This window comes from Gillisia hiemivivida (assembly GCF_007997295.1).
Lineage (GTDB): Bacteria > Bacteroidota > Bacteroidia > Flavobacteriales > Flavobacteriaceae > Gillisia > Gillisia hiemivivida.
Map to the genome: position 1 here is coordinate 33,082 of NZ_VORY01000022.1, position 21,272 is coordinate 54,353.

The 21,272-nt window shown below is 34.6% G+C and carries 21 protein-coding genes and 1 pseudogene; 7 read left to right on the forward strand and 15 right to left on the reverse strand.

What is annotated here, in order from left to right; all coding sequences use genetic code 11:
• Positions 1–2: 2 nt before the first annotated feature.
• From ES724_RS14085 to ES724_RS14100, 4 genes are all read right to left on the reverse strand, one after another.
• Positions 3–1,475 (reverse strand): cellulose synthase family protein, encoded by a 1,473-nt coding sequence (locus ES724_RS14085; protein ID WP_146933968.1) that lies wholly within the window; start codon positions 1,473–1,475, stop codon positions 3–5.
• Positions 1,475–2,167: a glycosyltransferase family 2 protein gene (locus tag ES724_RS14090; RefSeq protein ID WP_146933970.1), complete on the reverse strand. Its 693-nt coding sequence runs from the start codon at positions 2,165–2,167 to the stop codon at positions 1,475–1,477. Before ES724_RS14090 ends, ES724_RS14085 begins: the two co-directional genes overlap by 1 nt.
• Before the next feature lie 77 nt (positions 2,168–2,244).
• On the reverse strand, positions 2,245–3,822 hold the full coding sequence (locus ES724_RS14095) for a 4Fe-4S binding protein (protein WP_146933972.1): 1,578 nt from the start codon (positions 3,820–3,822) through the stop codon (positions 2,245–2,247).
• Positions 3,819–5,114, reverse strand: coding sequence for an NAD(P)/FAD-dependent oxidoreductase (locus tag ES724_RS14100; RefSeq protein ID WP_146933974.1), 1,296 nt, complete (start codon positions 5,112–5,114; stop codon positions 3,819–3,821). The genes ES724_RS14095 and ES724_RS14100 overlap by 4 nt, the downstream gene beginning before the upstream one ends.
• Before the next feature lie 117 nt (positions 5,115–5,231).
• Between ES724_RS14100 and ES724_RS14105 the strand changes: the two genes are divergently transcribed.
• Both ES724_RS14105 and ES724_RS14110 read left to right on the forward strand, forming a co-directional pair.
• Positions 5,232–5,939: a DUF547 domain-containing protein gene (locus ES724_RS14105; RefSeq protein WP_146933976.1), complete on the forward strand. Its 708-nt coding sequence runs from the start codon at positions 5,232–5,234 to the stop codon at positions 5,937–5,939.
• A 67-nt stretch (positions 5,940–6,006) separates the two neighbouring features.
• The gene (locus tag ES724_RS14110) at positions 6,007–6,990 is read left to right on the forward strand and encodes a glycoside hydrolase family 113 (RefSeq protein ID WP_170249905.1); all 984 of its coding nucleotides are present in this window, start codon (positions 6,007–6,009) and stop codon (positions 6,988–6,990) included.
• Here ES724_RS14110 and ES724_RS14115 read toward each other — a convergent pair.
• The 8 genes from ES724_RS14115 to ES724_RS14150 all read right to left on the reverse strand — a co-directional run bounded on the left by ES724_RS14115 (position 6,980) and on the right by ES724_RS14150 (position 13,176).
• The gene (locus ES724_RS14115; protein ID WP_146933980.1) at positions 6,980–7,666 is read right to left on the reverse strand and encodes a TIGR04283 family arsenosugar biosynthesis glycosyltransferase; all 687 of its coding nucleotides are present in this window, start codon (positions 7,664–7,666) and stop codon (positions 6,980–6,982) included. The genes ES724_RS14110 and ES724_RS14115 overlap by 11 nt on opposite strands.
• A 1-nt stretch (position 7,667) precedes the next feature.
• A complete protein-coding gene (locus ES724_RS14120; protein WP_146933982.1) occupies positions 7,668–8,477 on the reverse strand; it encodes a DUF547 domain-containing protein in 810 nt (269 codons plus the stop codon).
• Between the two features lie 227 nt (positions 8,478–8,704).
• Positions 8,705–9,673, reverse strand: a complete 969-nt coding sequence (arsM, locus tag ES724_RS14125; protein WP_146934006.1) for an arsenosugar biosynthesis arsenite methyltransferase ArsM — start codon at positions 9,671–9,673, stop codon at positions 8,705–8,707.
• Between the two features lie 67 nt (positions 9,674–9,740).
• Positions 9,741–10,553: a purine-nucleoside phosphorylase gene (locus tag ES724_RS14130; protein WP_146933984.1), complete on the reverse strand. Its 813-nt coding sequence runs from the start codon at positions 10,551–10,553 to the stop codon at positions 9,741–9,743.
• Between the two features lie 5 nt (positions 10,554–10,558).
• Positions 10,559–11,170, reverse strand: coding sequence for a TIGR04282 family arsenosugar biosynthesis glycosyltransferase (locus tag ES724_RS14135; RefSeq protein ID WP_146933986.1), 612 nt, complete (start codon positions 11,168–11,170; stop codon positions 10,559–10,561).
• Positions 11,171–11,185: 15 nt separating this feature from the next.
• Entirely contained in the window at positions 11,186–11,695 is a 510-nt protein-coding gene (locus tag ES724_RS14140) for a rhodanese-like domain-containing protein (protein WP_146933988.1), read from the reverse strand.
• Between the two features lie 18 nt (positions 11,696–11,713).
• The gene (arsS, locus tag ES724_RS14145) at positions 11,714–12,772 is read right to left on the reverse strand and encodes an arsenosugar biosynthesis radical SAM (seleno)protein ArsS (RefSeq protein ID WP_146933990.1); all 1,059 of its coding nucleotides are present in this window, start codon (positions 12,770–12,772) and stop codon (positions 11,714–11,716) included.
• A gap of 68 nt (positions 12,773–12,840) precedes the next feature.
• Positions 12,841–13,176: an arsenosugar biosynthesis-associated peroxidase-like protein gene (locus tag ES724_RS14150; RefSeq protein ID WP_026836552.1), complete on the reverse strand. Its 336-nt coding sequence runs from the start codon at positions 13,174–13,176 to the stop codon at positions 12,841–12,843.
• Between the two features lie 728 nt (positions 13,177–13,904).
• Between ES724_RS14150 and ES724_RS14155 the strand changes: the two genes are divergently transcribed.
• The 5 genes from ES724_RS14155 (at position 13,905) to ES724_RS14175 (ending at position 19,981) form a co-directional block, all read left to right on the forward strand.
• Positions 13,905–14,924 carry a helix-turn-helix domain-containing protein gene (locus ES724_RS14155; RefSeq protein WP_146933992.1) on the forward strand — a complete coding sequence of 340 codons (1,020 nt, stop codon included), beginning with the start codon at positions 13,905–13,907 and terminating at the stop codon, positions 14,922–14,924.
• A 105-nt stretch (positions 14,925–15,029) separates the two neighbouring features.
• Positions 15,030–17,384 (forward strand): PAS domain S-box protein, encoded by a 2,355-nt coding sequence (locus ES724_RS14160; protein WP_146933994.1) that lies wholly within the window; start codon positions 15,030–15,032, stop codon positions 17,382–17,384.
• Positions 17,381–17,767 carry a response regulator gene (locus tag ES724_RS14165; RefSeq protein ID WP_146933996.1) on the forward strand — a complete coding sequence of 129 codons (387 nt, stop codon included), beginning with the start codon at positions 17,381–17,383 and terminating at the stop codon, positions 17,765–17,767. The genes ES724_RS14160 and ES724_RS14165 overlap by 4 nt, the downstream gene beginning before the upstream one ends.
• 1,051 nt (positions 17,768–18,818) lie before the next feature.
• A complete protein-coding gene (locus ES724_RS14170; protein WP_146933998.1) occupies positions 18,819–19,277 on the forward strand; it encodes an SRPBCC family protein in 459 nt (152 codons plus the stop codon).
• Between the two features lie 314 nt (positions 19,278–19,591).
• The gene (locus ES724_RS14175) at positions 19,592–19,981 is read left to right on the forward strand and encodes a response regulator (protein WP_146934000.1); all 390 of its coding nucleotides are present in this window, start codon (positions 19,592–19,594) and stop codon (positions 19,979–19,981) included.
• A gap of 184 nt (positions 19,982–20,165) precedes the next feature.
• Here the strand turns inward: ES724_RS14175 and ES724_RS14180 are convergent, their stop codons facing one another.
• From ES724_RS14180 to ES724_RS17035, 3 genes and pseudogenes are all read right to left on the reverse strand, one after another.
• A complete protein-coding gene (locus tag ES724_RS14180) occupies positions 20,166–20,450 on the reverse strand; it encodes a GIY-YIG nuclease family protein (RefSeq protein WP_146934002.1) in 285 nt (94 codons plus the stop codon).
• Between the two features lie 88 nt (positions 20,451–20,538).
• Positions 20,539–20,823, reverse strand: a complete 285-nt coding sequence (locus ES724_RS14185) for a GIY-YIG nuclease family protein (RefSeq protein WP_146934004.1) — start codon at positions 20,821–20,823, stop codon at positions 20,539–20,541.
• An 88-nt stretch (positions 20,824–20,911) separates the two neighbouring features.
• Positions 20,912–21,133 (reverse strand): annotated as a pseudogene (locus tag ES724_RS17035) (GIY-YIG nuclease family protein); the annotation flags it as partial.
• Positions 21,134–21,272 lie beyond the last annotated feature (139 nt).

Genomic DNA, 21,272 nt, shown 5'->3' on the forward strand with positions numbered 1-21,272 from the left:
AATTAAACTTTTGAAAGTAATGACTTGAAAACAACATAACCAAACCCAGCAAACAGCATCAGATGAAATATAATAAGTCCAAAATCTTTCAGCACAAAAGCACTGTAGATGGCAAATCCAAAGTATAACCAAAGTAAACCTTCTATCATTGTGCTTAAGGATAGATTTTTTGATAAATACTTGTTGCCTTTCCAAGAATCTTTTAAATTATTTATATTGAATTTTGGCGTGCGAATGAAGTCGCTTTTTTTTCCGAAGTGGCCTTCCAAAACCGCAAGCGAATTATGTACAGAAAACCCCATAGCTACAGAAAAAAAGGTAAGGAACATTCCAATAAATTTAAAGAAACTGCCGATGCCCTTTCCGTGGATCTTTGCATAGGTAACCCAATAGCAGATAAAGAAAATAAGCGTACTTATTGCAAAAAACGCGATCACATTAAAATAATTGCTGAATTGAGGATTTGTGTTTTTAATATATAGCACAGGCACGCTCAAAACAGATAAAAGCAATATCAACAGGAACATACTGGAATTCAGTAAATGAAAAAATCCGTGGAATTTTGTTCCGGCTGTTAGCGTTTTGTCAAAAAGCAATTTAGAGTAATTTTTCTGAAAATTCTCTGCTGCTCCCTTATTCCATCTAAATTGTTGAGATCTTGCGGCACTTATCACTACTGGTAATTCTGCTGGAGTTTCTACATTTTCCAAATATTTGAACTTCCACTTCTTCATTTGCGCCCTATAACTTAGATCTAGATCTTCCGTTAGGGTATCTCCACTCCAGTTACCAGCATCCATAATGCATTCTTTCCGCCATATTCCAGCCGTACCATTAAAGTTGATAAAATGCTTTCCGAAATTTCTGCCGACTTGTTCCAGAATAAAATGAAAGTCTAATGCGAAAGCCTGAATTTTAGTTAATAGGGAATAATCTCTATTAATATGGCCCCATCTGGTTTGTACCACTCCAATATTATGATCTTTAAAAAAAGGCACTGTTTGAAGAAGCCAATCTGATTTCGGCATAAAATCTGAATCGAAGATCGCTATGAATTCTCCTTTAGCGATTTTAAGTCCTTCTTTTAAAGCTCCGGCTTTAAAACCCGTTCTATCTTTCCGGGTAATATGTTTAATATCTAGCCCGTTTTTCTGAAGTTCAAGGATCTGTTGGGCTGTAGATGTTATAGTTTCATCTGTAGAATCGTCTAAAACCTGAATTTCAAGTTTGTCTTGTGGATATTCTATTTTAGAAATATTTTCAAGCAATCTTTCCACTACATACATTTCATTATAAAGTGGTAATTGAATTGTAACTAGTGGAACCTCTGAAGAATTTGTAAAATCAAACTTAAGGCTAGTATCCTTTTTTTTGATCGATTTAAGGTAATTTAAGAGCAAGCTCAACTGGGAAAGGCTGTAAAAAAAAATAAGCACTAGCGAGAGGGTGTAAATAAATATAATCGCAAAGTCCATTATTTAAAACTGTATTTAAAAATCCAACCTAATATTTTAATTCCTGCAAAGATAGCCCCTTTAATGGTTCCTGAAACTTTTGAGACACCTATCCTGTTCTTGTAGTGCACAGGGACTTCTATATAAGTAAAATTCTGTTTTATGGCTTTAAGCTGCATTTCTACTGTCCAGCCATAAGTTTTATCCTGCATATTAAGCTGAAGCAATTTATTATATTTAATTGCTCTAAATGGTCCAAGATCTGTAAAATTAGCATTGAAAAATAACTTCATCAAAAAGGTAGCAAGTCCGTTTCCAAACCGCTGAGGAAAAGTCATAGAACCTTTTTCTCTCCATTTACTAACACGAGAGCCAACAACAAAGTCATAATTATCCTCTTGTATTGGCGCTACAAGCTTTGAAAGTTCCGCAGGATAATCGCTATAATCTCCATCCAGAAAAACAATGATACTTGGTTTTTCGGATTTTTCAGAAATATAATCCATGCCTTTTAAACAAGCGTAACCATATCCTTTTTTGACTTCAAATAGCACGGTGGCTCCAGCATTTTTAGCAACTTCCGCAGTGCTGTCCGTAGAATTATTGCTAACCACAATGATCTCTGAAACTATCTCCGGGATTTCCTGAATTACTTTACCAATAGAAGCTTCTTCATTAAAAGCCGGGATAATAACAATGATTTTTTCAGACATTCAGTGGGATCTCTTCTGTGTAATTTATTACTAGAACAAGGGTAGGTTCGAATACAAAGGTAGTTACTTACAGAATATTATTTCTGATTCAGTAGATCCATCAAATTAACATCGTTTCCTAGTAAGACTTCATTCGAATTTATTCTACCATCCAGAGAATCATTTTCTAGTTTAAGTACTCCTCGTGGGCATACAGCAGCACATATTCCACATCCAACACAGCTGGATCTTACAATACTTTCCCCTTTTTGAGCATAGGCTCTTACATCTATTCCCATTTCGCAGTAAGTAGAGCAATTCCCACAAGAGATACACTGTCCGCCGTTGGTAGTAATCCTGAATTTTGAAAATAAGCGTTGCTGCATTCCTAAAACTGCTGCCATTGGGCATCCAAATCTACACCACACCCTATTGCCAAAGATGGGATAAAAACCAACTCCAATCACCCCAGAAAATGCTGCTCCTATTAAGAAGCCGTACCACGAGCGCAACTGGTATGCCTGAAAAAAGAAAATTTCAGAATTCCCGCTAAAATAGTTGATCCCAATAATAGCCATAATGATCACAAAATATCCAATAGCTCCATATTTGGCATCTTTGGCAAGTTCCTGTCTTTTAAAGATCATAATAAGTGCAAAGAGCAAGGTTAAAATTCCGGCCGATCCCCAGAGGAAAACATCTTGTGTGAGCCAGGTAACTTTGGAATCATCTCCCAAAAAGGAGTATACCACCGCGATGGTCATAACTACAACAAAAACCAATACACTATGGATCACCCAACGTTCTACTTTCCAGGCAAATTGCGATTTATCTGATAAGTGTCTATAGGGGTCCCCGGCAGTTTCTGCTAATCCGCCGCAACCGCAAACCCAGGAACAGTACCAGCGTTTTCCATATTTATAGGTTAAAATAGGGGAGATCACAAATATTGAAAGTATTCCAAAAGCGAACATCATCAAACCTACAGAGCCGGAAGAAAAGAATTCATCTAATTTATACCCTGCGAAAAGGTCATAGTTCAACGGCCAGAGATTCGCGGGATTGAAATACGGCTGATTTAAACGGATAAGGATCTCCGGAATCAAAAATGCAAATCCCAGCTGAAAGAACATAACAGAAAATGTCCTTAAGATCTCGTAGTTATTATTGCGGTATTTCAGAATAAATTTATAACCAAAGATGAGGATGGCAAGCGTGTAGAGCGTTCCATAAACAAACCACTGGCTGGCCGGATTACCACTTATAAGCTTACTAAGAGGGTCAAAAAGGGAAATAACACCGGTATTTTCTCCTTCGCTATTTAATCCCAAATACTCCGGAAACCAATAAAGGACTATATAAAAAAGCGTAAGCCCGATCCCTAGAAACCAGGCCGATAATCCGCGATTTGTTAATGATTTAAACCAGACTCCGTCGTTTTTAATACCCACGGGTTTTCCCCTATATGCATCGTTCGCAAAAACGATAGTTCCTCCAGCAATTAGCCCTAGGGACAGACTAAGAAACAGGGTTTTGTTAGGAAAATTGACATTGGTAAGAGCCAGTAAAAGAATGAATAATCCCAGCAGGCCCAAAGCCGAAGCTATTTTTTGAGTTGTGGAAATTGAAGCCGGGGCATCTCCGGTCATGGACATATTATGTTCTATTTTACTCATAGCTGGTGCTGTTGAAGGTTTTCCTTAAAACTTTTAAAGATCTCTTTTTCGTGGTGTTTATAAAATTCAGGGTCAAAATTGGCTTGCTTTAAGTGATCTATCACATAATCTACAGTTCTTTCCTCTGTAAGCCATTTATCAAAGGTTTCTTGTCTCATTCTAATTCCGAAGGTGTTAATTCCTACAAACTTCCTACTTCCTTCTTTATAATTTATGGTGATGCATTTTCTGCCAGCTTTGTGCTGCCAATGAAAATGTGCTTCTCCTTGCCTTGGTTCAGGAAAAACCCAACCATAAGTTTGATATTCTATATCAAAGAATTTTGCACTATTAAACCAATGTCCAGGATTGTATTCCATAGGGTTTCCACAAATTGTTTGAGCCACCACTTCGCCCATCATTCTGCCGGTATACCAAACTGCTTCAACAGTTTTTCTTTCGCCTATTCCCTCATGCTGCTCTGCACAATCGCCAATAGCATAGATATTATCGTAATTTGTTTGAAGCGATCTATTCACTTTCACACCTTTACCGAGTTCTATTCCAGAATCTTTCAGAAAATTAATATTTGGGGAAACTCCTGCGGTAAGACCAACCAGATCGCACATAATTTCTTCACCAGTTTCTTCTACAATAACACTTTTTACTCGACCATTTTCGTCGGAAACTATTTCTTTTAAATTGGAATTTAATCTAAGTTCTATATGATGTTCTCGAATATGATTGTTGATTATTTCCGATTCTCCCGGCGGAAGTACGCCATTCCAAAAACTGGATTCCCTAACAAGTAAGGTCACAGGAATATTTCTAGTGCTAAGCATTTCTGCAAGCTCAGAGCCTATAAGTCCGCCTCCTACAATGACTGCCTGTTTACAATTTTTGGTGTTTTCTTCTAAAAGTTCTATATCCTGTTTGGTAACCATTCCTTGAACCCCTTTGAGATCCTGACCTTTCCATCCAAATTTGTTATAATTGGAACCTGTGGCTATAATCAATTTATCGTAAGCCATAATTTCTCCAGATGAGAAAGTGAGCTGATTTATCTCAGGTTGCACCTGAGATACGAATGCATTTTTAAGTTCTATTCTGTTCTTTTCCCAGAACCAATCTTCATAAGGCTTTAAGTGATCCCATTTCATATGCCCCATATACACATACATAAGAGCCGTGCGAGAAAAGAAATGATCACTTTCTGAAGAAATTACTGTGATCCTTCTGTCAGATTGTTTTCTAATGTGTCTGGCGGCGGTAATTCCAGATATTCCATTGCCTATAATGACAATATGATCCATATTATTCCTTATTTTTAGAAGATTGATAACAATCGGGTTAGTAGTTTTCTCAAAATTCGACTTAGACTTAATTCGTTTGGTCGCAGATTTGCGTATAACCTTTTATAAATTAAAAAAATGAAATATTTTTCCTTATTAATACTTCTAATTTCCAGCTTTTCATTTGCTCAGGAAACTTCAAAATTCTTTGATGCTTCCGATTCTTTTTTTAAGCAATATGTTAGTAATGGTAGGGTAAAGTACGCAGAAATAAAGCAGAATCCCAAGAATTTGCAGGAATTGTTGAGCCTTGCGAAACGAGTAAAAATTTCCACTGAAGACCCAGATGTCTATAAAGCTTTTTGGATTAATGCTTACAATATTGCCGTGATAAGTGGTATTGTTAAACAATTTCCCGTAAAATCTCCAATGGATATTGAAGGCTTCTTTAATAGAAAAAAACATAGTTTAGGGCAAAAATCGGTAACCTTAGATGATATAGAAAAGATACTTTTATTAGGGAACTACCCTGATGAATCCAGGTTTCATTTTGTGCTGGTTTGTGCTGCTAAAGGATGCCCTCCTATAATTGCTGAAGCATATAGGCCAGAAACTTTGGAAAAGCAATTACAACAACAAACCGTAAAAGCAATGAATTCTTCGGACTTTGTAAAGATCCAAAAGGATACGATATTGCTTTCAGAATTGATGAACTGGTATCAAAAAGATTTTACAAAGGAGGGTGTTAGTTTGATAGATTATATAAATAAATACAGGAAGACAGCAGTTCCTCCTAATTTAAAAATCGAATTTTATAATTATAATTGGGAGTTGAATGCACTTTAGATCTATTTCAACATTCATTAGGAGAAGGGCTTTAAATCTTCAATTTATCGTAATCATTAGCTTACTGATGGTGATAACATCCTGCCAAGGGCAGAAGCAACAGGAAAAATTCAATGGGGTAAGTTTAGTGGCTTCCCGAGAATCTATTTCAAGTTCTCATATTAAACCTATTTTAGAGATAAATTCTAATGCTGTAGCCGTTATGCCTTTTGGATTTATGGAAAGTTTATCCAGCCCCGACCTTAAATTCAATATTGAGCGGCAATGGGAAGGTGAGCGATTGGAGGGTGCTAGAAAAACCACTCAGTTGTTACATTCTCAGGGTTTAAAAGTGATGATAAAACCACAGATCTGGATCTGGAAAGGTGAGTTTACAGGGAATATAAAAATGACTTCTGAAGAAGATTGGAAGAAATTTGAAACGAACTATGAGGAATTTATTTTGTTGTATGCAAAAATGGCTGCTGAAGAAAATGTGGAACTTTTTTGTATAGGTACAGAATTATATGAATTTGCGAATGAAAGAAAAGAATTCTGGGAGCAACTAATCACTAAAGTTAGAAAGATCTATAAAGGAAAACTCACTTACGCCGAAAACTGGGATAAAGTGGAAAAGGTTAAGTTTTGGAATCGATTAGATTTTATTGGAGTAGATGCCTATTTTCCTTTAAGCGAGGGGAAATCTCCAAATATTGAAGAATTACGGGCTTCTTGGAAACCTTATAAGAGCCAATTAAGAGAGCTGTCCAATAAATATGATAGGAAGATCTTATTTACAGAGTATGGTTATAGAAACACCAATTATGCTACTCGACAACCTTGGGATTCTTCGAGAGAAGAAATTTCTATGAATTACGAATTGCAGTCTAATGCACTATCTGCCTTATATCAGGAATTTTGGAGGGAAGATTGGTTTTCTGGTGGATTCTTATGGAAATGGTTCCATAATCATGAACAAGCAGGCGGATTGGAAAACAATCAATTCACACCCCAAAATAAACCGGCTTTAAAAGTGGTAAAAGGTTTTTATGGAGGAATGGTCAGGGATTGATTCTACGTTTATAATATTGATGTAATTCTTCTGGAGAGGCTCCCCTAAGTCGTTTAATATAAATAGCGGCAAAACAAAACTGTAATTTCCAAACCCCAATTTCTTCATATCTGCGCGCCGAGGTGGTAATTAATTTTGGAATTACTTTAAATTGGTTTTGATTGTAAAGCCTGCCAATAAATTCATTATCCTCATAAACCACAAAAGTTTCGTTGTAGCCACCGAGCTCCTTAAATAAGCTTTTGGTGATAAACAAGGATTGATCTCCTCCTCTGCAAGCCTTATGATTAAATTTCGTGAACCATCCCATCAAATTGAGCCACCAATGATCCATATCAAACTTCATTTGAAAACAACCCGCTTTATTACCGGAGTTTATTTGATCCAGAATAGATTGGTCAAAGTTAGGAGGAGGGAAACTATCTGCATGTAAAAAATAAAGGACATCAAATGTTGCTTTTTTCGCCCCTGTATTCATTTGTTTTGCCCTTCCTTTTTCAGAAGTAACATAAAAAACTCCGGAATACTCTTTTACAAGTTCCGGAGTTTTATCTGTGCTTCCGCCATCTACAACAATAATTTGATTATTGGTATAAGCAGAATTATTTTCAAGATAATCAAGTAGCCTTATAATTCCGGTTTCTTCGTTTAAAACAGGGATAATAATGCTGATCATTTTATTTTTGTTCGTTTAGATTCCAGTTATAATCTTTGTAAGTTACTGTAGTTCCATTAGCTATTTTCACATCAGAATATTTGTTGACGTAATCTATTATAGTTACCCCATCTTCAATAAAATCTTTTTTGTACCAGTCAAATATCGAAGACAATTTAGCTGAATTTTTTGAGATCTCATTCTTATCTGAATTAATAAACTCCTTTGTAACTCTATCTAATTGCTCATTGATTTTAGCTGCGGTATAAGCTTCATTCAATAATTTAGGACAAGAAATAGCGGCACAGTTAATTGCAAAATGTATTCTGGGTTCATTCATTTTTCTTAGAATACTGTTCTCTATACCACTCAAGGAAATTTTCACATCTCCGATAGTTATAATGTCTTTTGTCCAATTTCCATTGATGTCTTTAATGCTTTTTGTGGGATAGTTATTTAGAATAAGATCTACCGTATACGCATTATAAATATTGATATAATAAGCCAATTGTTCTTGAACAGACCAGTCTTTGGTAGGTTTTATTTTTGCGAGTTTCGAGAGATATGCATTTAGCTGCTCTCTATCTTTCATAAAACCTTTATAATCTACAAGTCCCTCTTTGGAAACGTGCTTTTTAAGCAAAGAATTCCATTCACTGTGGTCTACATTTACTTTAGAATTTACTGTTGTAGATGATAATTCTGAAGGAGCTTCATTTGTAGGCAAGCCTTTACTCGACAAACCTGCTGAAGAAATTAAATTGCAACTACTCATGGTGGTTACCAAAGCCGCAAATGCAACTAAAAGGGTATAATATTTAGACTTTTTCATAAGTATGTTTTAAACATTAATAAAATTCGCTTCTTTTCACTATCGGTAATCTTGTTGAGGAGCCTTGTAAATAAGACATTTCGACAAGCTCAGTGTGACAAGTATAATAAAATGTCATTCCGACAAAGGAGGAATCCCTTAGAATCTAGAGATTCTTCACTCCATTTCATTACGTTCAGGATGACAAAAAAAGTTGTCAAGCTGAGCCTGTCGAAGCTTATTTATTTCTAACAACATCCCCCACCATCATAGTGGAAAGTAGATTCGCTAAAGTAGATATCATCTCTTCCTAAATCCTGTAAGGCAGCAGCAGTTTTATCGCAAATAGCCAAAGGCTGATTTTTTAGTAAAATGTGTCCTTTTTTATCATCAAAAAATGCTTCATCACCATAATAAATAGCAGCTTTTCCTGTAAAGATACAGGGTCCGTCTTCTGGCATTGGATCTTTAATAGCAGCGACTTCTATAGATTCTATATAGATCAATTCTTGTGTTGGGTAATTTTTTGGGTCTAAAATTCTGTAAGGCTTACGAGCTCTAATTTCTATAGTTCCAAAACCAGCATCAGTAAGCGCTTTTACATATTCAGCAATAGGTAAACTTCCACTTAAACACAAAGCTCTTAGTCTAGAATCGTTTCTTAATTCCTCATTCATTGGTTGCTCACAAGTAGGATCGCTCATCACCAATTTTCCATGTGGCTTTAAAACCCGGTACATTTCTTCAATGGCTTTTTTGAGATCTTCAGCTTTAAAAATATTGAATAAACAGTTTTGAGCTGCTACATCTACCGTATTATCTTCTACCGGTAAATTAAGAGCATCTCCTTTTTTCAAGGTTACAAAATCACTTTTAAACCAAGGGTTAGCAGCTTCTGCTTCAACAAAATTCTTGCGAGAAGCTTCCAACATTTCGTCTACCATGTCTATCCCGATAACACCACCTTTTTCACGATTAAAATATGCGAATTGAAGTAATTCCATTCCACCACCAACGCCTACATATAGCATTTTTGGATTATTAGAAAGATCTCTTGCATGCACAGTACTCCCACAACCATAGTTCATTTCCTGCATAATTTTAGGGATCTTTAAACCAGGTAATTCCCAAACAGGATTTGTTGTACAACATAAGCCAACATCTGGTGTTAAGGCTGCCTCTTTATAAACATCGTAAGTAGTATCTAGATAACTCATTTCTTCTCTTTTATTAGGGTGATTCATTTTTAAGTAAGTTGTAATTATTCAGTTTTAATTACAAGACTTAAATGTTTTTAATCAATTCTTTAAATAACAAGATCATATCTGGCTCTGCTTTTTCTGCCATGGCGATGATCTCACTTATATTTACGGGTTTTAAGTCGTCTGGGTTTCCTTCATCCGTAATTACTGAAATGGCAGACACCGGAATATTTAGATGATTAGCTACAATTACTTCTGGAACTGTACTCATTCCTACAGCATCGGCTCCAATAATTTTTAAGTAGCGGTATTCTGCTCTGGTTTCTAATTGCGGACCAAGAACTGAAGCATACACGCCTTTATGAAGCTTTATAGCGTGTTCTTTCGCAATCTTTTCTATAGCTGCATTCATTTTTGCATCATAAGGTGCACTCATATCTACAAAACGTTCTCCTAATTTCTCAACCCCTTTAAATGCTAATGGAGATCCTCCTTGAAGATTAATATGATCATCTATCAACATTAATTCTCCCTTTTTGAAATCTAAATTTATAGATCCAGAAGCATTAGAAACCAATAATTTTTTAATACCTAAACGTTCCATTACTCTTACCGGAAAAGTTACATCTTGTAAAGAGTAACCTTCATATAAATGAAAGCGGCCTTGCATTACAATTACTTTCTTTCCTTCTAAATTTCCGAAGATCAATTTTCCTTTGTGAAACTCTACGGTAGCAGTTGGGAAATGAGGAATATGATTATAGCTGACTTCAGCTAAAATTTCTATCTCATCAGGAAGTTTCCCTAATCCAGTTCCTAAAATAACTCCTATCTCGGGAGCATAAAAACCTTTATCTTTTAAGTAATCTGTAGTTTCTTGTATTTGATTCGTCATATTCTCTATTGAAAAAATTGTTGAAAAGCGCTATGTTCTTTGATATCACTAAAATAATCTACATCATTTTTAGCCTCTAAAAGGACTTTGTTCTCTTTGTCTAAATCTTGTAAAGTATCTTTTAATACGGTATTGGTTCCCCATTCTTTATTAGCAAATAGAGCAGGTTTCAACTTGCTCATTCCTAATAAATAATAACCGCCATCTTCCGCAGGTCCAATTACAAAATCGTTATTGTCTAATTTTTTGAAAGCTTCCATTAAGTCTTCGGAAGTGATATCGTACATGTCACTCCCAATAATTATAATATTAGAATATCCATTTTTAAACCCCGCAGCAAATGCATGTTCCATTCTCTCTCCAAGACCTTGTCCTACTTGTTGCTTCTTATTGTAAATGGATGCATCCCAGATATCATTCTCATGAATTTGTTCTGAATAATAAACTTCTTTGGTGATGGGTAAAGATTCGGTAATCGAAACAGTATGGTCTAATAAGAATTTGTAGATATCTAAAGCAGTTTGATCTCCCAGGTCTTTTGCAAGTCTGGTTTTTACTTTGCCTAACTCAGGATTTCGGGTAAAAATGAGGAGTAAATTTTTTTGATCCAAATTCATTAGAATTTTAAAGAATTATGGTTTGTAAACCTTTTCGCCTTTGTTCAAATATTTTGTCCAATGCTTAGAAAAGGCATGGATTTTTTGAGTTTCATTATTAGAAGAATCGTAGACGCTGTAGCCTTTGTTCATCCATTCAAAAATCCCTCCATAAAGGTTCTTTATGTTTGTATATCCTGCATCTTTAAGTTTTTCTGAAATATTTTCAGACCTAATCCCTAAAGAGCAATAAACAACAATTGGAACACTCTTATCTTTAATTTTTGAAGTAACATTTTTAGCTGAAAAATTATTATAGCCTACATAAATTGAATTTTTAAGATGACTTACCTCAAACTCTTCTTTTTCTCTAGCATCTAGAATAAAGACTTTTTCATTATCACTTTGCATCTTTAGCTCTTCCACAGAAATATAAGGAATACTGTGAGAGTTATATTTAGATAATAATTTATCCAGAGATTCCTGAGCATTTATTAGCCCGAGTTGAAATATGAAAAAGAGTAAAAAGCCTTGTTTTATGGTCATATTAATATAAAACTAAGATTATGTAACTGTTCCTTGACAACTACTTCCTGCACCTGCAGTACAACCATAGCAGTGTTGGGAAATAATGATATTTCTATCATTTAAAAGATCTTCATTATAATCGCTGATATGTTGAACTTTACTGTCCACTTTTAGACCTAACATCTGGTTGAAATCACAATCATATAACCAACCATCCCAACTAATAGAAATAGTATTGGTGCACATTACATTTTCTACAGCGGTGGGGTTGTAGGCTTCAACAAGTGCATACATATAATCTTCATAATTTTCTGAAGCTATTAGATATTCCAAAAATCTACTGATAGGAAGATTAGTAATTGCGAATAAACTATTAAAATCTATATTGAAATCTTCTTTTAACGCAACTTTAAAGTCATTTTGTAAGGCTTCTTGATTTGTTGGCAAAAACGCTCCTGAAGGATTATAAACCAAATCTAACTTTAAACCAGTTCCTTCTTGAGCATATCCAACAGCGTTAAGCATTTGTAAAGCTTTTATGGATTTATCAAAAACACCCTCTCCACGTTGCTTGTCTGTCTTATCTCTTTTATAAAAAGGAAGAGAAGATGCCACATGAACTTTGTGCTTTTTGAAAAATTCTGGCAGATCGTGATATTTCTTATTGGCCAAAATAATGGTAAGGTTGGATCTTACAATAAAATCTTTAATCCCTGCTTTTGAAGCTTCTTCTACAAACCATCTAAAATTAGGATTCATTTCCGGGGCACCTCCAGTAAGATCTAGTGTATGCGCTCCTGTATTTCTAATAACCTCAAGACATTGCTCCATAGTTTCTATAGTCATGATCTCTTTGCGATCTGGGCCAGCATCTACATGACAATGGGAACATACTTGATTACACATATAGCCTAAATTTAACTGGAGAATTTCCAGTTTTTTAGGTTTTAAGGGGAAGTGATCTGTTTCGGCTATTTTATCTTTAAACAATGGCAATTCTCCTTTTTTGAAGATTCCGTTGCTTAAAAATTTTAATTGGTTGGCAGGGTTAGAAAGATCGTCTTCTCTCGCTGCCAATGATTTTAATAAAGCCATATATTTTTTAATTCACTATTATAAAAAAACAAACTGGTAGGAATAATTAAAATGCTGCACCCAGCAAATTACATGCTAAGTTTATCGTATTTATTCATCATTTGAACTCCATGAACCAAGGTGGCGCCACTTTTAATTGCAGCTCCAACGTGCACAGCTTCCATCATTTCTTTCTTATCTATACCTCTTTGCAAACCGTCCTTTGTATATGCATCTATACAGTAAGGGCATTGTACTACATGGGAAACAGCTAAAGCAATTAATGATTTTTCACGAGCAGAAAGAGCGCCTTCTTCAAAAACTTTTCCATAATAATCGAAAAATTTAGTGCCTAACTCTTCATTCCATTCGGAAATATTTCCAAATTTTCTTAAGTCGGCAGGATCATAATAGGTTTTAGACATATTTATATTTTATAGCATGTTTAATTAATCGTAAAGGCTACGATATACTTACGAGTTTTTGGTAACATTGGTTTCAATTAAAGGAATTAGGATTTTAAAAGCTCAGTAATATCTATAATTATTCTGAAATAAGCCAATTGGCAATTTTAAAATTAAATTAATGATTTGAGACTTCTGTGGGTCTAAACTTTTATTGGTGACCTTATCAATAAACTTCCGCAACAAGGTATTTAAAAAATAAGTGGATAAAAAAATTATGAAATAAGATTATGAAGTAATTATGACCAAATAACTGTTAAATGGTAATTTTAAGAAAGGTTTAATTGTTTTTACGAATTAATACGATGGTTACAAATACAACAAGTAAAACTTCCAATGCTAATAAGATAAATACTGTGGTCATGTAAAAGTTATAAGTGAATGGATAATTCTATATAAGAATTTATTAGTGGAGCGAAGTTGGATTTAATAAAGCTGAGTTATGGACGTTTTTGCAAAAAAAATTAACGCTAATCCTGAATAAATTAACTTTTCTTAACAATTTTAGTTTTTAGGCTAATAATTTTATGAATAACGTTATTCTCATTAATCTTGCTGTTATTTGTTAATTACATTGTATTATCTGAAACCTTGACTTATTTTTGGTTGCCTATTTTGTTTAAATAGTATTCAGGATTTTAATAATTATGGGAACTAAAATTTTGGCTTTAATATTATAAAATTGTTTTATGAAAATTGCAGTAAAGACCTTACCGGTTAATCAGATCATACAGGATATTTCTGAATTTTTAAATGCTTCTCTAGATATGGATGGTAGCGAACAAATTTTAAATATTCCAAAAGAATTTGGCGAGGGCACTATAAATGCTTCGAGTTTTGATTCTGGGATTGGGGTGATCTCTTATAATTGCAAATTCTATGAAGACGTTGAAATTCATTTTACCTTAAATAGTATACATCCCCTAAAATTTATTTTTTGCTCTGTAGGGGAAGTTTCGCATTCATTTCAAGACACAGAGAAACTGAACAGTATTGAAGCCTATCAAAATATTATTGTTTCCAGCAGTGGATACAATGGACATGTACTTTATTTTAAAGCGAATGTGCAAACGCATGTATCTAGTTTAGAAATAATACGCGCCACTTTTTCTCATAGATCGAACTATAATTTTCAAGATCTGGACGATACTTTAAAGACTCTTTTTAAAGATGAGGTTTCTAAACATCAATTTTTTTATCAAGGAAACTATAGTATAAAAGCGGCAAATCTCATGGACCAGATGAATAGCAAAGAGCATTCAGGATTTTTGAGATCTCTTTTTCTTGAAGGAAAATCTTTTCAGATGTTAGTAGTACAGATTGCACAATATCAGGATGATGAAGCTGAGGATAAATTACCTAAAATATTAAGAAAGTCTGATATTCAAAAAGTAGATTATGTTACTAAAAGGATAGCTGGTGATTTAGCCAGTAATTTAACAGTAGAGAATTTAGCAAAGGAAGCGGGTACTAATGTGAATAAGCTTCAGGAAGGATTTAAATATGTGTACGATCTTACAGTAAATAAGTATATTCAAAATATAAAGTTAGAGGCTGCAAAGGATATGTTGATGAATTCTGAAAAAAACATCTCAGAGATCGTTATTGCCATTGGGTTGAACAATAGGAGTTATTTTTCTAAAATCTTCAAAGAAAAGTATGGAGTAAATCCAAAATATTTTTTAAAATCCTCAAAAAGTGATGTCTAAATAGGCATGCTTATTGACCTCTTTATTAATTAACTATAACTAACCGTTATAGTTTTTAAATATATATATTTATCGGGATTTATAAAAAAATACACCCTACTACAGATGAGCCGCAATAAGGGTTCTTTCAGTTTCAAAAGCAATTTCCTTTCCCGGCCAATTCTGGCAGGTGTTTTTTCGTTTGTCTTTCTTTTTTTATTAGGTTTTTTTCTTCTTTTCCAGAGTTATCAGATTATAAGAGAGTCTGAAGCAAGGGAAATGATTAATGTGATGGACCTTGTGGAAAAGAACCTGAATAATTCTTTAAAGGATAGTTATTCTGTTGCATTAAGTATGGGCTTAATTATAGATGACGAGGGAAACATTAGAGATTTCGAACAATATGCTCCACTTTTATTAGAGCAATATCCTGTGATAGATGTAGTCCAAATGGTTCCGGGAGGGGTGATTCGTAAAGTTTATCCATATCAAGCCAATAAGGCAGTTATAGGATACGATATTTTAAAAGATCCTAAAACTCGAAAAGAAGCACTTAAGGCAATAGATGTTGGAAAAATGTATTTTGCAGGTCCTTTTGATCTATTGCAAGGAGGGACAGCAGTTGTTGGTAGGTTACCTGTTTTTAAGAATAATAAGTTTTGGGGCTTTTCGGCAGTCATAATAAAGCTTGAAAGTTTATTAGAGCAGGCAGAATTAAATAAACTGGCTGGAGAGAAATATATTTTTCAATTCTCTAAAATAAACCCAGAATCTAATGAGGAACAATTCTTCCTTCAGAATGATTTAGATATAGAATATAATATTTCAGAAACCATTCTTCTGCCAGACGGAGATTGGAAATTTTACATAGCGCTTAAAAACCCAAAAGAAGCATTCTACGAGCTTATACCAATGGCATTTTTTATTCTTTTAATCGCCAGTTGGTTGGGATGGGTGGTAACTCTCCTATTTAAACAACCTATTAGACTACAGGCCTTGGTGAATTCTCAAGCTGGGGAGTTGGCTGCAAGTGAATTAAAGTTTAGGACAATTTTTAACCAAGCAGCTGTTGGAATGGTAAGAGTGGAAACTGCAACCGGAAAATTTTTGGAGACCAATCAAAGATTTAGAGAGCTAAGTGGTTATAGTGCATCAGAACTAAATGGAATGAATTTTAGAGAGATTTCTCATCCTTCTGAAATTAATGAGAATTTAGCATTAATACAGCAATTATTAAATGGAGACATACGAGAATACAGTTTAGAAAAGCGACTCATTCAAAAAAGCGGTAATGTCTTATGGGTTAAGCTGTCCGTTTCTCCACTTTGGAAAAAAGATACTTCCGGGAGTACCCATATTGCAATTATTGAAGATATTTCAGAACGAGTAGTTGCACAGAATGAGCTAATGAAAAACGAAAAAAGGTATCGTGCATTAGTAGAAAATGGGGGTGAAGTTGTTACTATTTTCAATAGAAAAGGGCAAGCGATCTATTCTTCCCCTGCAATCCAAAAAATAGCAGGTTATTCTGAAGCAGAAATAAACTCAGTAAATCTTAGTTCCTTAATCCACCCTAAAGATATTGCAGAATTGGATAAGCAAATTTTAGAAGCCATGAAATTTCCATCTAAACCCATTTCTGGTTTTACAATTCGGGCAAAGAATAAAAAAGGCGAATGGAGATGGGCAGAGTCCACAATCACAAATTTGCTGGAAGATTCTTCTGTAAAAGGATTTGTAGGCAATTTTAGAGACGTAAGTGAGAAAAAGGAAGCCGAGATAAATTTAAATAAATCTTACCAAATGGTAATGGAGCAAAATAGGAGGTTATTAAATTTCTCCTACATAGTTTCCCATAATTTAAGGTCTCATTCCAGTAATATTCAGGCAATTTTGAACCTGTATAATACAACCAGTGTTGAAGAAGAGAAGCTTAACTATATAGGCTTACTCTCAAAAGTAGGGAATGCTTTAAATCATACTTTAGAAGATCTCAATGAAGTTGTATCTATCAGTACTAATCTCGACCTGAATATAGAGTCGTTACAAATCAATGCCTTTTTAAATAAAACAATAGACCTCTTAGAAATGCAAATTAGCGACAAAGGTGCTATAATTAAAAGGGATGTCCCAGATGAAATGATCGTTAAATTTAATGCAGCCTATCTGGAAAGTGTGCTTTTAAACTTTCGCACAAATGCAATAAGATACAGGGAGCAAAAAAGGAAATTGGAAATTTCAATTCTTGGCTATAAAGAGAACGGAGATTGGATTTTAGAGATTGCCGATAATGGAGTTGGGATAGATTTGGAGCGTCATGGCGGCAAGATTTTCGGCTTGTATAAAACATTTACACAAACTCCCAATTCTCGAGGAGTTGGATTGTTTATTACCCGCAATCAAATAGAAGCTATGGGAGGAAGCGTAGCAGTGGAAAGTGAAGTTGGCGTAGGAAGTGTATTTAAAATATATTTTAAATGAAAAAGAGCATTTGTGTAATAGACGACGATATGATCTATCAGATGATCATAAAGAAGATCATTGAACGAACAGCTCAGTTTGAAACCATCAAATTCTATAATGATGGGATCTATGCGCTAGAAGATTTCAAAGATCTTGACGTTGTCCTCCCGGAATTGATTTTATTGGATATCAATATGCCACAAATGGATGGCTGGCAGTTTTTAGAAAGCCTGATAGAACATCGCCCAACTTTTAAAAATGAAACTATTATTTATATAGTTACTTCCTCTATAGCTAATTCCGACAGAGAGAAAGCAAATTCTTTTGATGAGATATCTGGATTTTTAAGCAAGCCTGTAAGTGTAGACTGTCTTGAAAAAATAATTAAAGAACATAGATAGAAGCGTGTTTAGTCTTTTTTAATCCCTCATTGAGGGTTTAATCCGCCTGACCGGCTGGGCAGGTTCCCCGAGGCCTGCCCGAAACATTCAGGCGGGCTTGCCTCGATTTTTTAAAAGTATTTTCCTCCCGAACCATCGGGACATACCTCCTGGGCTTGCCCCGAGGTTCTTGATTTTTACAGGCTATTTATTTATAATTAGTATTGTCCGGTAAAAAAAATTCTGGATTTCGGTGAGGCTAGAAGTAACGTGGATTAAGACTGTTTTCAATGTTTAGGAGCTTGCTATTGGAACACAGAATTATTTTTTCCTTTTTGAAAAATTCACGCAGATTAAAATATTGATTTTCAATTAGTTGAAATGAAGTCTTACATCTTGAATCTAGCAGCGCAGCGATCTTATATCTTTTGTCGGACGACAATGATTTATAATATATGCTATAACTCTCTCTCTTTTCTTATATGTATAATTTGAAGTTGTTTTCTACATCAAGCATATTTCTCTGCTTATAAAATTGTTCCGCTAATAAGTGCGGCATAGTTTATATTCAGCGATAAAATTTTTCTCAATTGATCATGGCATCGGATAAAAAAACAAATTCATCGCCAATATTTCCTTCTGAGAATTTAGTGTTGATAACTGAAAATTTCACTGATCTTGATTAATTATAGATATAAACAATTCTTAATATTTGTTTTTCACAGGTAATTTAACATATCGATAACTTAATAAAAGTTTGATTTCTTTATTTTTAAGAGAATTGATTCTTCTTGCTAAAACATTGTTTATGAAAGGTATGGAGGAGCGGTATGAAGTTGTCTACTCAGATAATTGGAGTGATGATTGGAATATGGTTCTCGATGCAATGGGTGATATGCTGAGGTCATTAATATTGCACTCCTGCTATACTTTGCTTTATGTGTTTAGAGAAAGACTTGTACTAAACTGAATCAAAAAAGGGTGCGATCAAGGCCAATCTTTGCGGTTCTATTGGTAACCATTTAAAAAGAAGTAAAAGAAAAACAGCAAAAAATTAATTAAAACAAAAGTTATGGATAAGAATAAGGAATTATCATTTGAGGTCGAGAAGGAATTTGAAGTGCCGGTGAAGGAGTTGTATAAGGCCTGGATAGATCCCAAGTCATTGAAGCAGTGGTGGAAGCCAATGGGTAATTCCCTTACTAAAGTGGAGAACAATGTCACTCCCGGCGGATCAGTCCTTTATGAAGCAGGCGGGGAAGGGGAAGAACCAATCCTTCTTATCAAGGGGGAATACGAGAAAGTTATCGATGATGAGCTGCTGGTTTACAGCTGGAACTTTAATTTGCCGAAAAATCCTGTAGAGGAAAGCCTGTACAAGTTGGAGGTGAAATTTTCTGAAACTTCCAACGGAAGCCGCATCCACGTAAATCAGAAAAACCTGAAGGATGAAGAAGCCTTGGTGGTACATCGCGAAGGTTGGGAAAAAGGACTCCAGGATCTAAAATCGTACTTGAGTTCAAAGGCCTGATCCAGATCCGGCTTCGATCTTGCCTGTGTCAACTTAGCATTATACTCTCGGGCTTCATTTTCAGGTGTTTTTACTACTGAAACTTTCAATCATGTTTTAGAGGAGCTCTATTAAGTAGTAAATAATAGTACTAATCTGGAGATAGGATAGTTTTGGAGCGGAAGGCTGACAATTTTTTCGGTTTGTATAAAACACTTACCCAAATTTTCAAGAAGTTGTATTATTTATAACTCATATTCAAATGGATGTTATGGGAGTTAGTGTAGAAGTGATAAGTGAATTTGGTGTTGGAAGTGTATTTAAACTATATTTTAATGAAAGAAAGCATTTGTGTAATAGACGATGACCAAATTTATCAACTTATTATAAAAAAGGTAGTTGAGCACACCGGTGATTTTGATTCCATCTCTTTTTATAATGACGGGATTGAAGCTTTCGAGGATTTTAAATCCCCTGAAAAATCACTCCCGGAAATTATTCTACTGGACATTAATATGCCAAAGATGGATGGATGGCAATTTTTAGACAATTTAAAGCTTCATAGACCAAATTTTCATCAGAAAACCATCGTTTATATAGTTACATCTTCCATAGCGCATTCAGACAGAGACAAAGCTAAATCATATAAAGAAGTCTCAGGTTTTTTGAGCAAACCTTTAAGTGTAGAAAAATTAAAGGAGATCGCCGATAAGCATCGAAAATAGATTTTTAGGGCTTTATTGACTTTAGTCTCTAGCTTAATATCGAAATCCCACAACTTTTGGACTTGATCCACAATTAGGCTTGATCCGATAATGCATAGTGTATAAATTAAAAAAACCCCGAGACAAATGTCAAGGGGTTTTTAAGGTGGTGCCTCCAGCCCCGAAGCATCGGGGGAACCAGGAACTATTTTGCTTTATTTAAAATCTCAGGAAGTACTGAAGGCTCAGAAATAACTTTCTCAATAAACTTTTTGCTTTTCATTTTTTTGATAAATCGTTCCAAAAAGATTGCTTCATCTCTGGTTCTTGTTTTAAACTCTAATTTGATGATCCAATCTTCAGCCGCCTTTGTAAAGTTATTTTGAAAATAGTGGCTATTATGTTGTATTAATCTATGCTCTGGATCTGGACTTTCTCCGGTGTAATATTTATTAAGTTTTTCAGAATAAATAATATAGAGATAATGCATAGTGTATAAATTAAAAAAACCCCGAGACAAATGTCAAGGGGTTTTTAAGGTGGTGCCTCCAGCCCCGACTATTCGGGGGAACCAGGGACTAATTTGTTTTCTCTAAAATCTCAATAAGTATCGCTGGCTTTGAAATAATTTTCTCAATGAATTTCTTACTTTTCATCTTCTTGATGAATCTTTCTAAAATAATGGCATCTTCTTTTGTGGTTGTTTCAAACTTCAATTTGATAATCCAATCGTTTCCTCCTTTGGTATAATTATTTTTAAAATAATGTGAATTATGCTGCTCTAATCTACGATCAGGATCTGGACTTTCTCCGGTGTAATATTTATTAAGTTTTTCAGAATAAATAATATAGAGATAATGCATAGTGTATAAATTAAAAAAACCCCGAGACAAATGTCAAGGGGTTTTTAAGGTGGTGCCTCCAGCCCCGACTATTTGGGGGAACCAGGGACTAATTTGTTTTCTCTAAAATCTCAATAAGTATCGCTGGCTTTGAAATAATTTTCTCAATGAATTTCTTACTTTTCATCTTCTTGATGAATCTTTCTAAAATAATGGCATCTTCTTTTGTGGTTGTTTCAAACTTCAATTTGATAATCCAATCGTTTGCTCCTTTGGTATAATTATTTTTAAAATAATGTGAATTATGCTGCTCTAATCTACGATCAGGATCTGGACTTTCTCCGGATCATGACTAATTGTTGTGTTTATGCAAAAATTGTGGTTAATCTGTAGAGGAAGAATTCTACATTTTTTACTCCTCTGAACTGTGCTCTAAAGGCTTTTATTTTTGCGTTGAATGATTCTGCTGA

Bases quoted from the DNA above. Each gene is read 5' to 3' on its own strand.
- ES724_RS14100 (WP_146933974.1), bottom strand. From the start codon at position 5,114: ATGGATCATATTGTCATTATAGGCAATGGAATATCTGGAATTACCGCC.
- arsS (WP_146933990.1), bottom strand. From the start codon at position 12,772: ATGGCTTTATTAAAATCATTGGCAGCGAGAGAAGACGATCTTTCTAAC.
- ES724_RS14090 (WP_146933970.1), bottom strand. From the start codon at position 2,167: ATGTCTGAAAAAATCATTGTTATTATCCCGGCTTTTAATGAAGAAGCT.
- ES724_RS14175 (WP_146934000.1), top strand. From the start codon at position 19,592: ATGAAAGAAAGCATTTGTGTAATAGACGATGACCAAATTTATCAACTT.
- ES724_RS14110 (WP_170249905.1), top strand. From the start codon at position 6,007: ATGGTGATAACATCCTGCCAAGGGCAGAAGCAACAGGAAAAATTCAAT.
- ES724_RS14155 (WP_146933992.1), top strand. From the start codon at position 13,905: ATGAAAATTGCAGTAAAGACCTTACCGGTTAATCAGATCATACAGGAT.
- arsM (WP_146934006.1), bottom strand. From the start codon at position 9,673: ATGAGTTATCTAGATACTACTTACGATGTTTATAAAGAGGCAGCCTTA.
- ES724_RS14120 (WP_146933982.1), bottom strand. From the start codon at position 8,477: ATGAAAAAGTCTAAATATTATACCCTTTTAGTTGCATTTGCGGCTTTG.
- ES724_RS14130 (WP_146933984.1), bottom strand. From the start codon at position 10,553: ATGACGAATCAAATACAAGAAACTACAGATTACTTAAAAGATAAAGGT.
- ES724_RS14180 (WP_146934002.1), bottom strand. From the start codon at position 20,450: ATGCATTATCTCTATATTATTTATTCTGAAAAACTTAATAAATATTAC.
- ES724_RS14085 (WP_146933968.1), bottom strand. From the start codon at position 1,475: ATGGACTTTGCGATTATATTTATTTACACCCTCTCGCTAGTGCTTATT.
- ES724_RS14150 (WP_026836552.1), bottom strand. From the start codon at position 13,176: ATGTCTAAAACCTATTATGATCCTGCCGACTTAAGAAAATTTGGAAAT.
- ES724_RS14185 (WP_146934004.1), bottom strand. From the start codon at position 20,823: ATGCATTATCTCTATATTATTTATTCTGAAAAACTTAATAAATATTAC.
- ES724_RS14105 (WP_146933976.1), top strand. From the start codon at position 5,232: ATGAAATATTTTTCCTTATTAATACTTCTAATTTCCAGCTTTTCATTT.
- ES724_RS14135 (WP_146933986.1), bottom strand. From the start codon at position 11,170: ATGAATTTGGATCAAAAAAATTTACTCCTCATTTTTACCCGAAATCCT.
- ES724_RS14160 (WP_146933994.1), top strand. From the start codon at position 15,030: ATGAGCCGCAATAAGGGTTCTTTCAGTTTCAAAAGCAATTTCCTTTCC.
- ES724_RS14165 (WP_146933996.1), top strand. From the start codon at position 17,381: ATGAAAAAGAGCATTTGTGTAATAGACGACGATATGATCTATCAGATG.
- ES724_RS14115 (WP_146933980.1), bottom strand. From the start codon at position 7,666: ATGATCAGCATTATTATCCCTGTTTTAAACGAAGAAACCGGAATTATA.
- ES724_RS14095 (WP_146933972.1), bottom strand. From the start codon at position 3,822: ATGAGTAAAATAGAACATAATATGTCCATGACCGGAGATGCCCCGGCT.
- ES724_RS14170 (WP_146933998.1), top strand. From the start codon at position 18,819: ATGGATAAGAATAAGGAATTATCATTTGAGGTCGAGAAGGAATTTGAA.
- ES724_RS14140 (WP_146933988.1), bottom strand. From the start codon at position 11,695: ATGACCATAAAACAAGGCTTTTTACTCTTTTTCATATTTCAACTCGGG.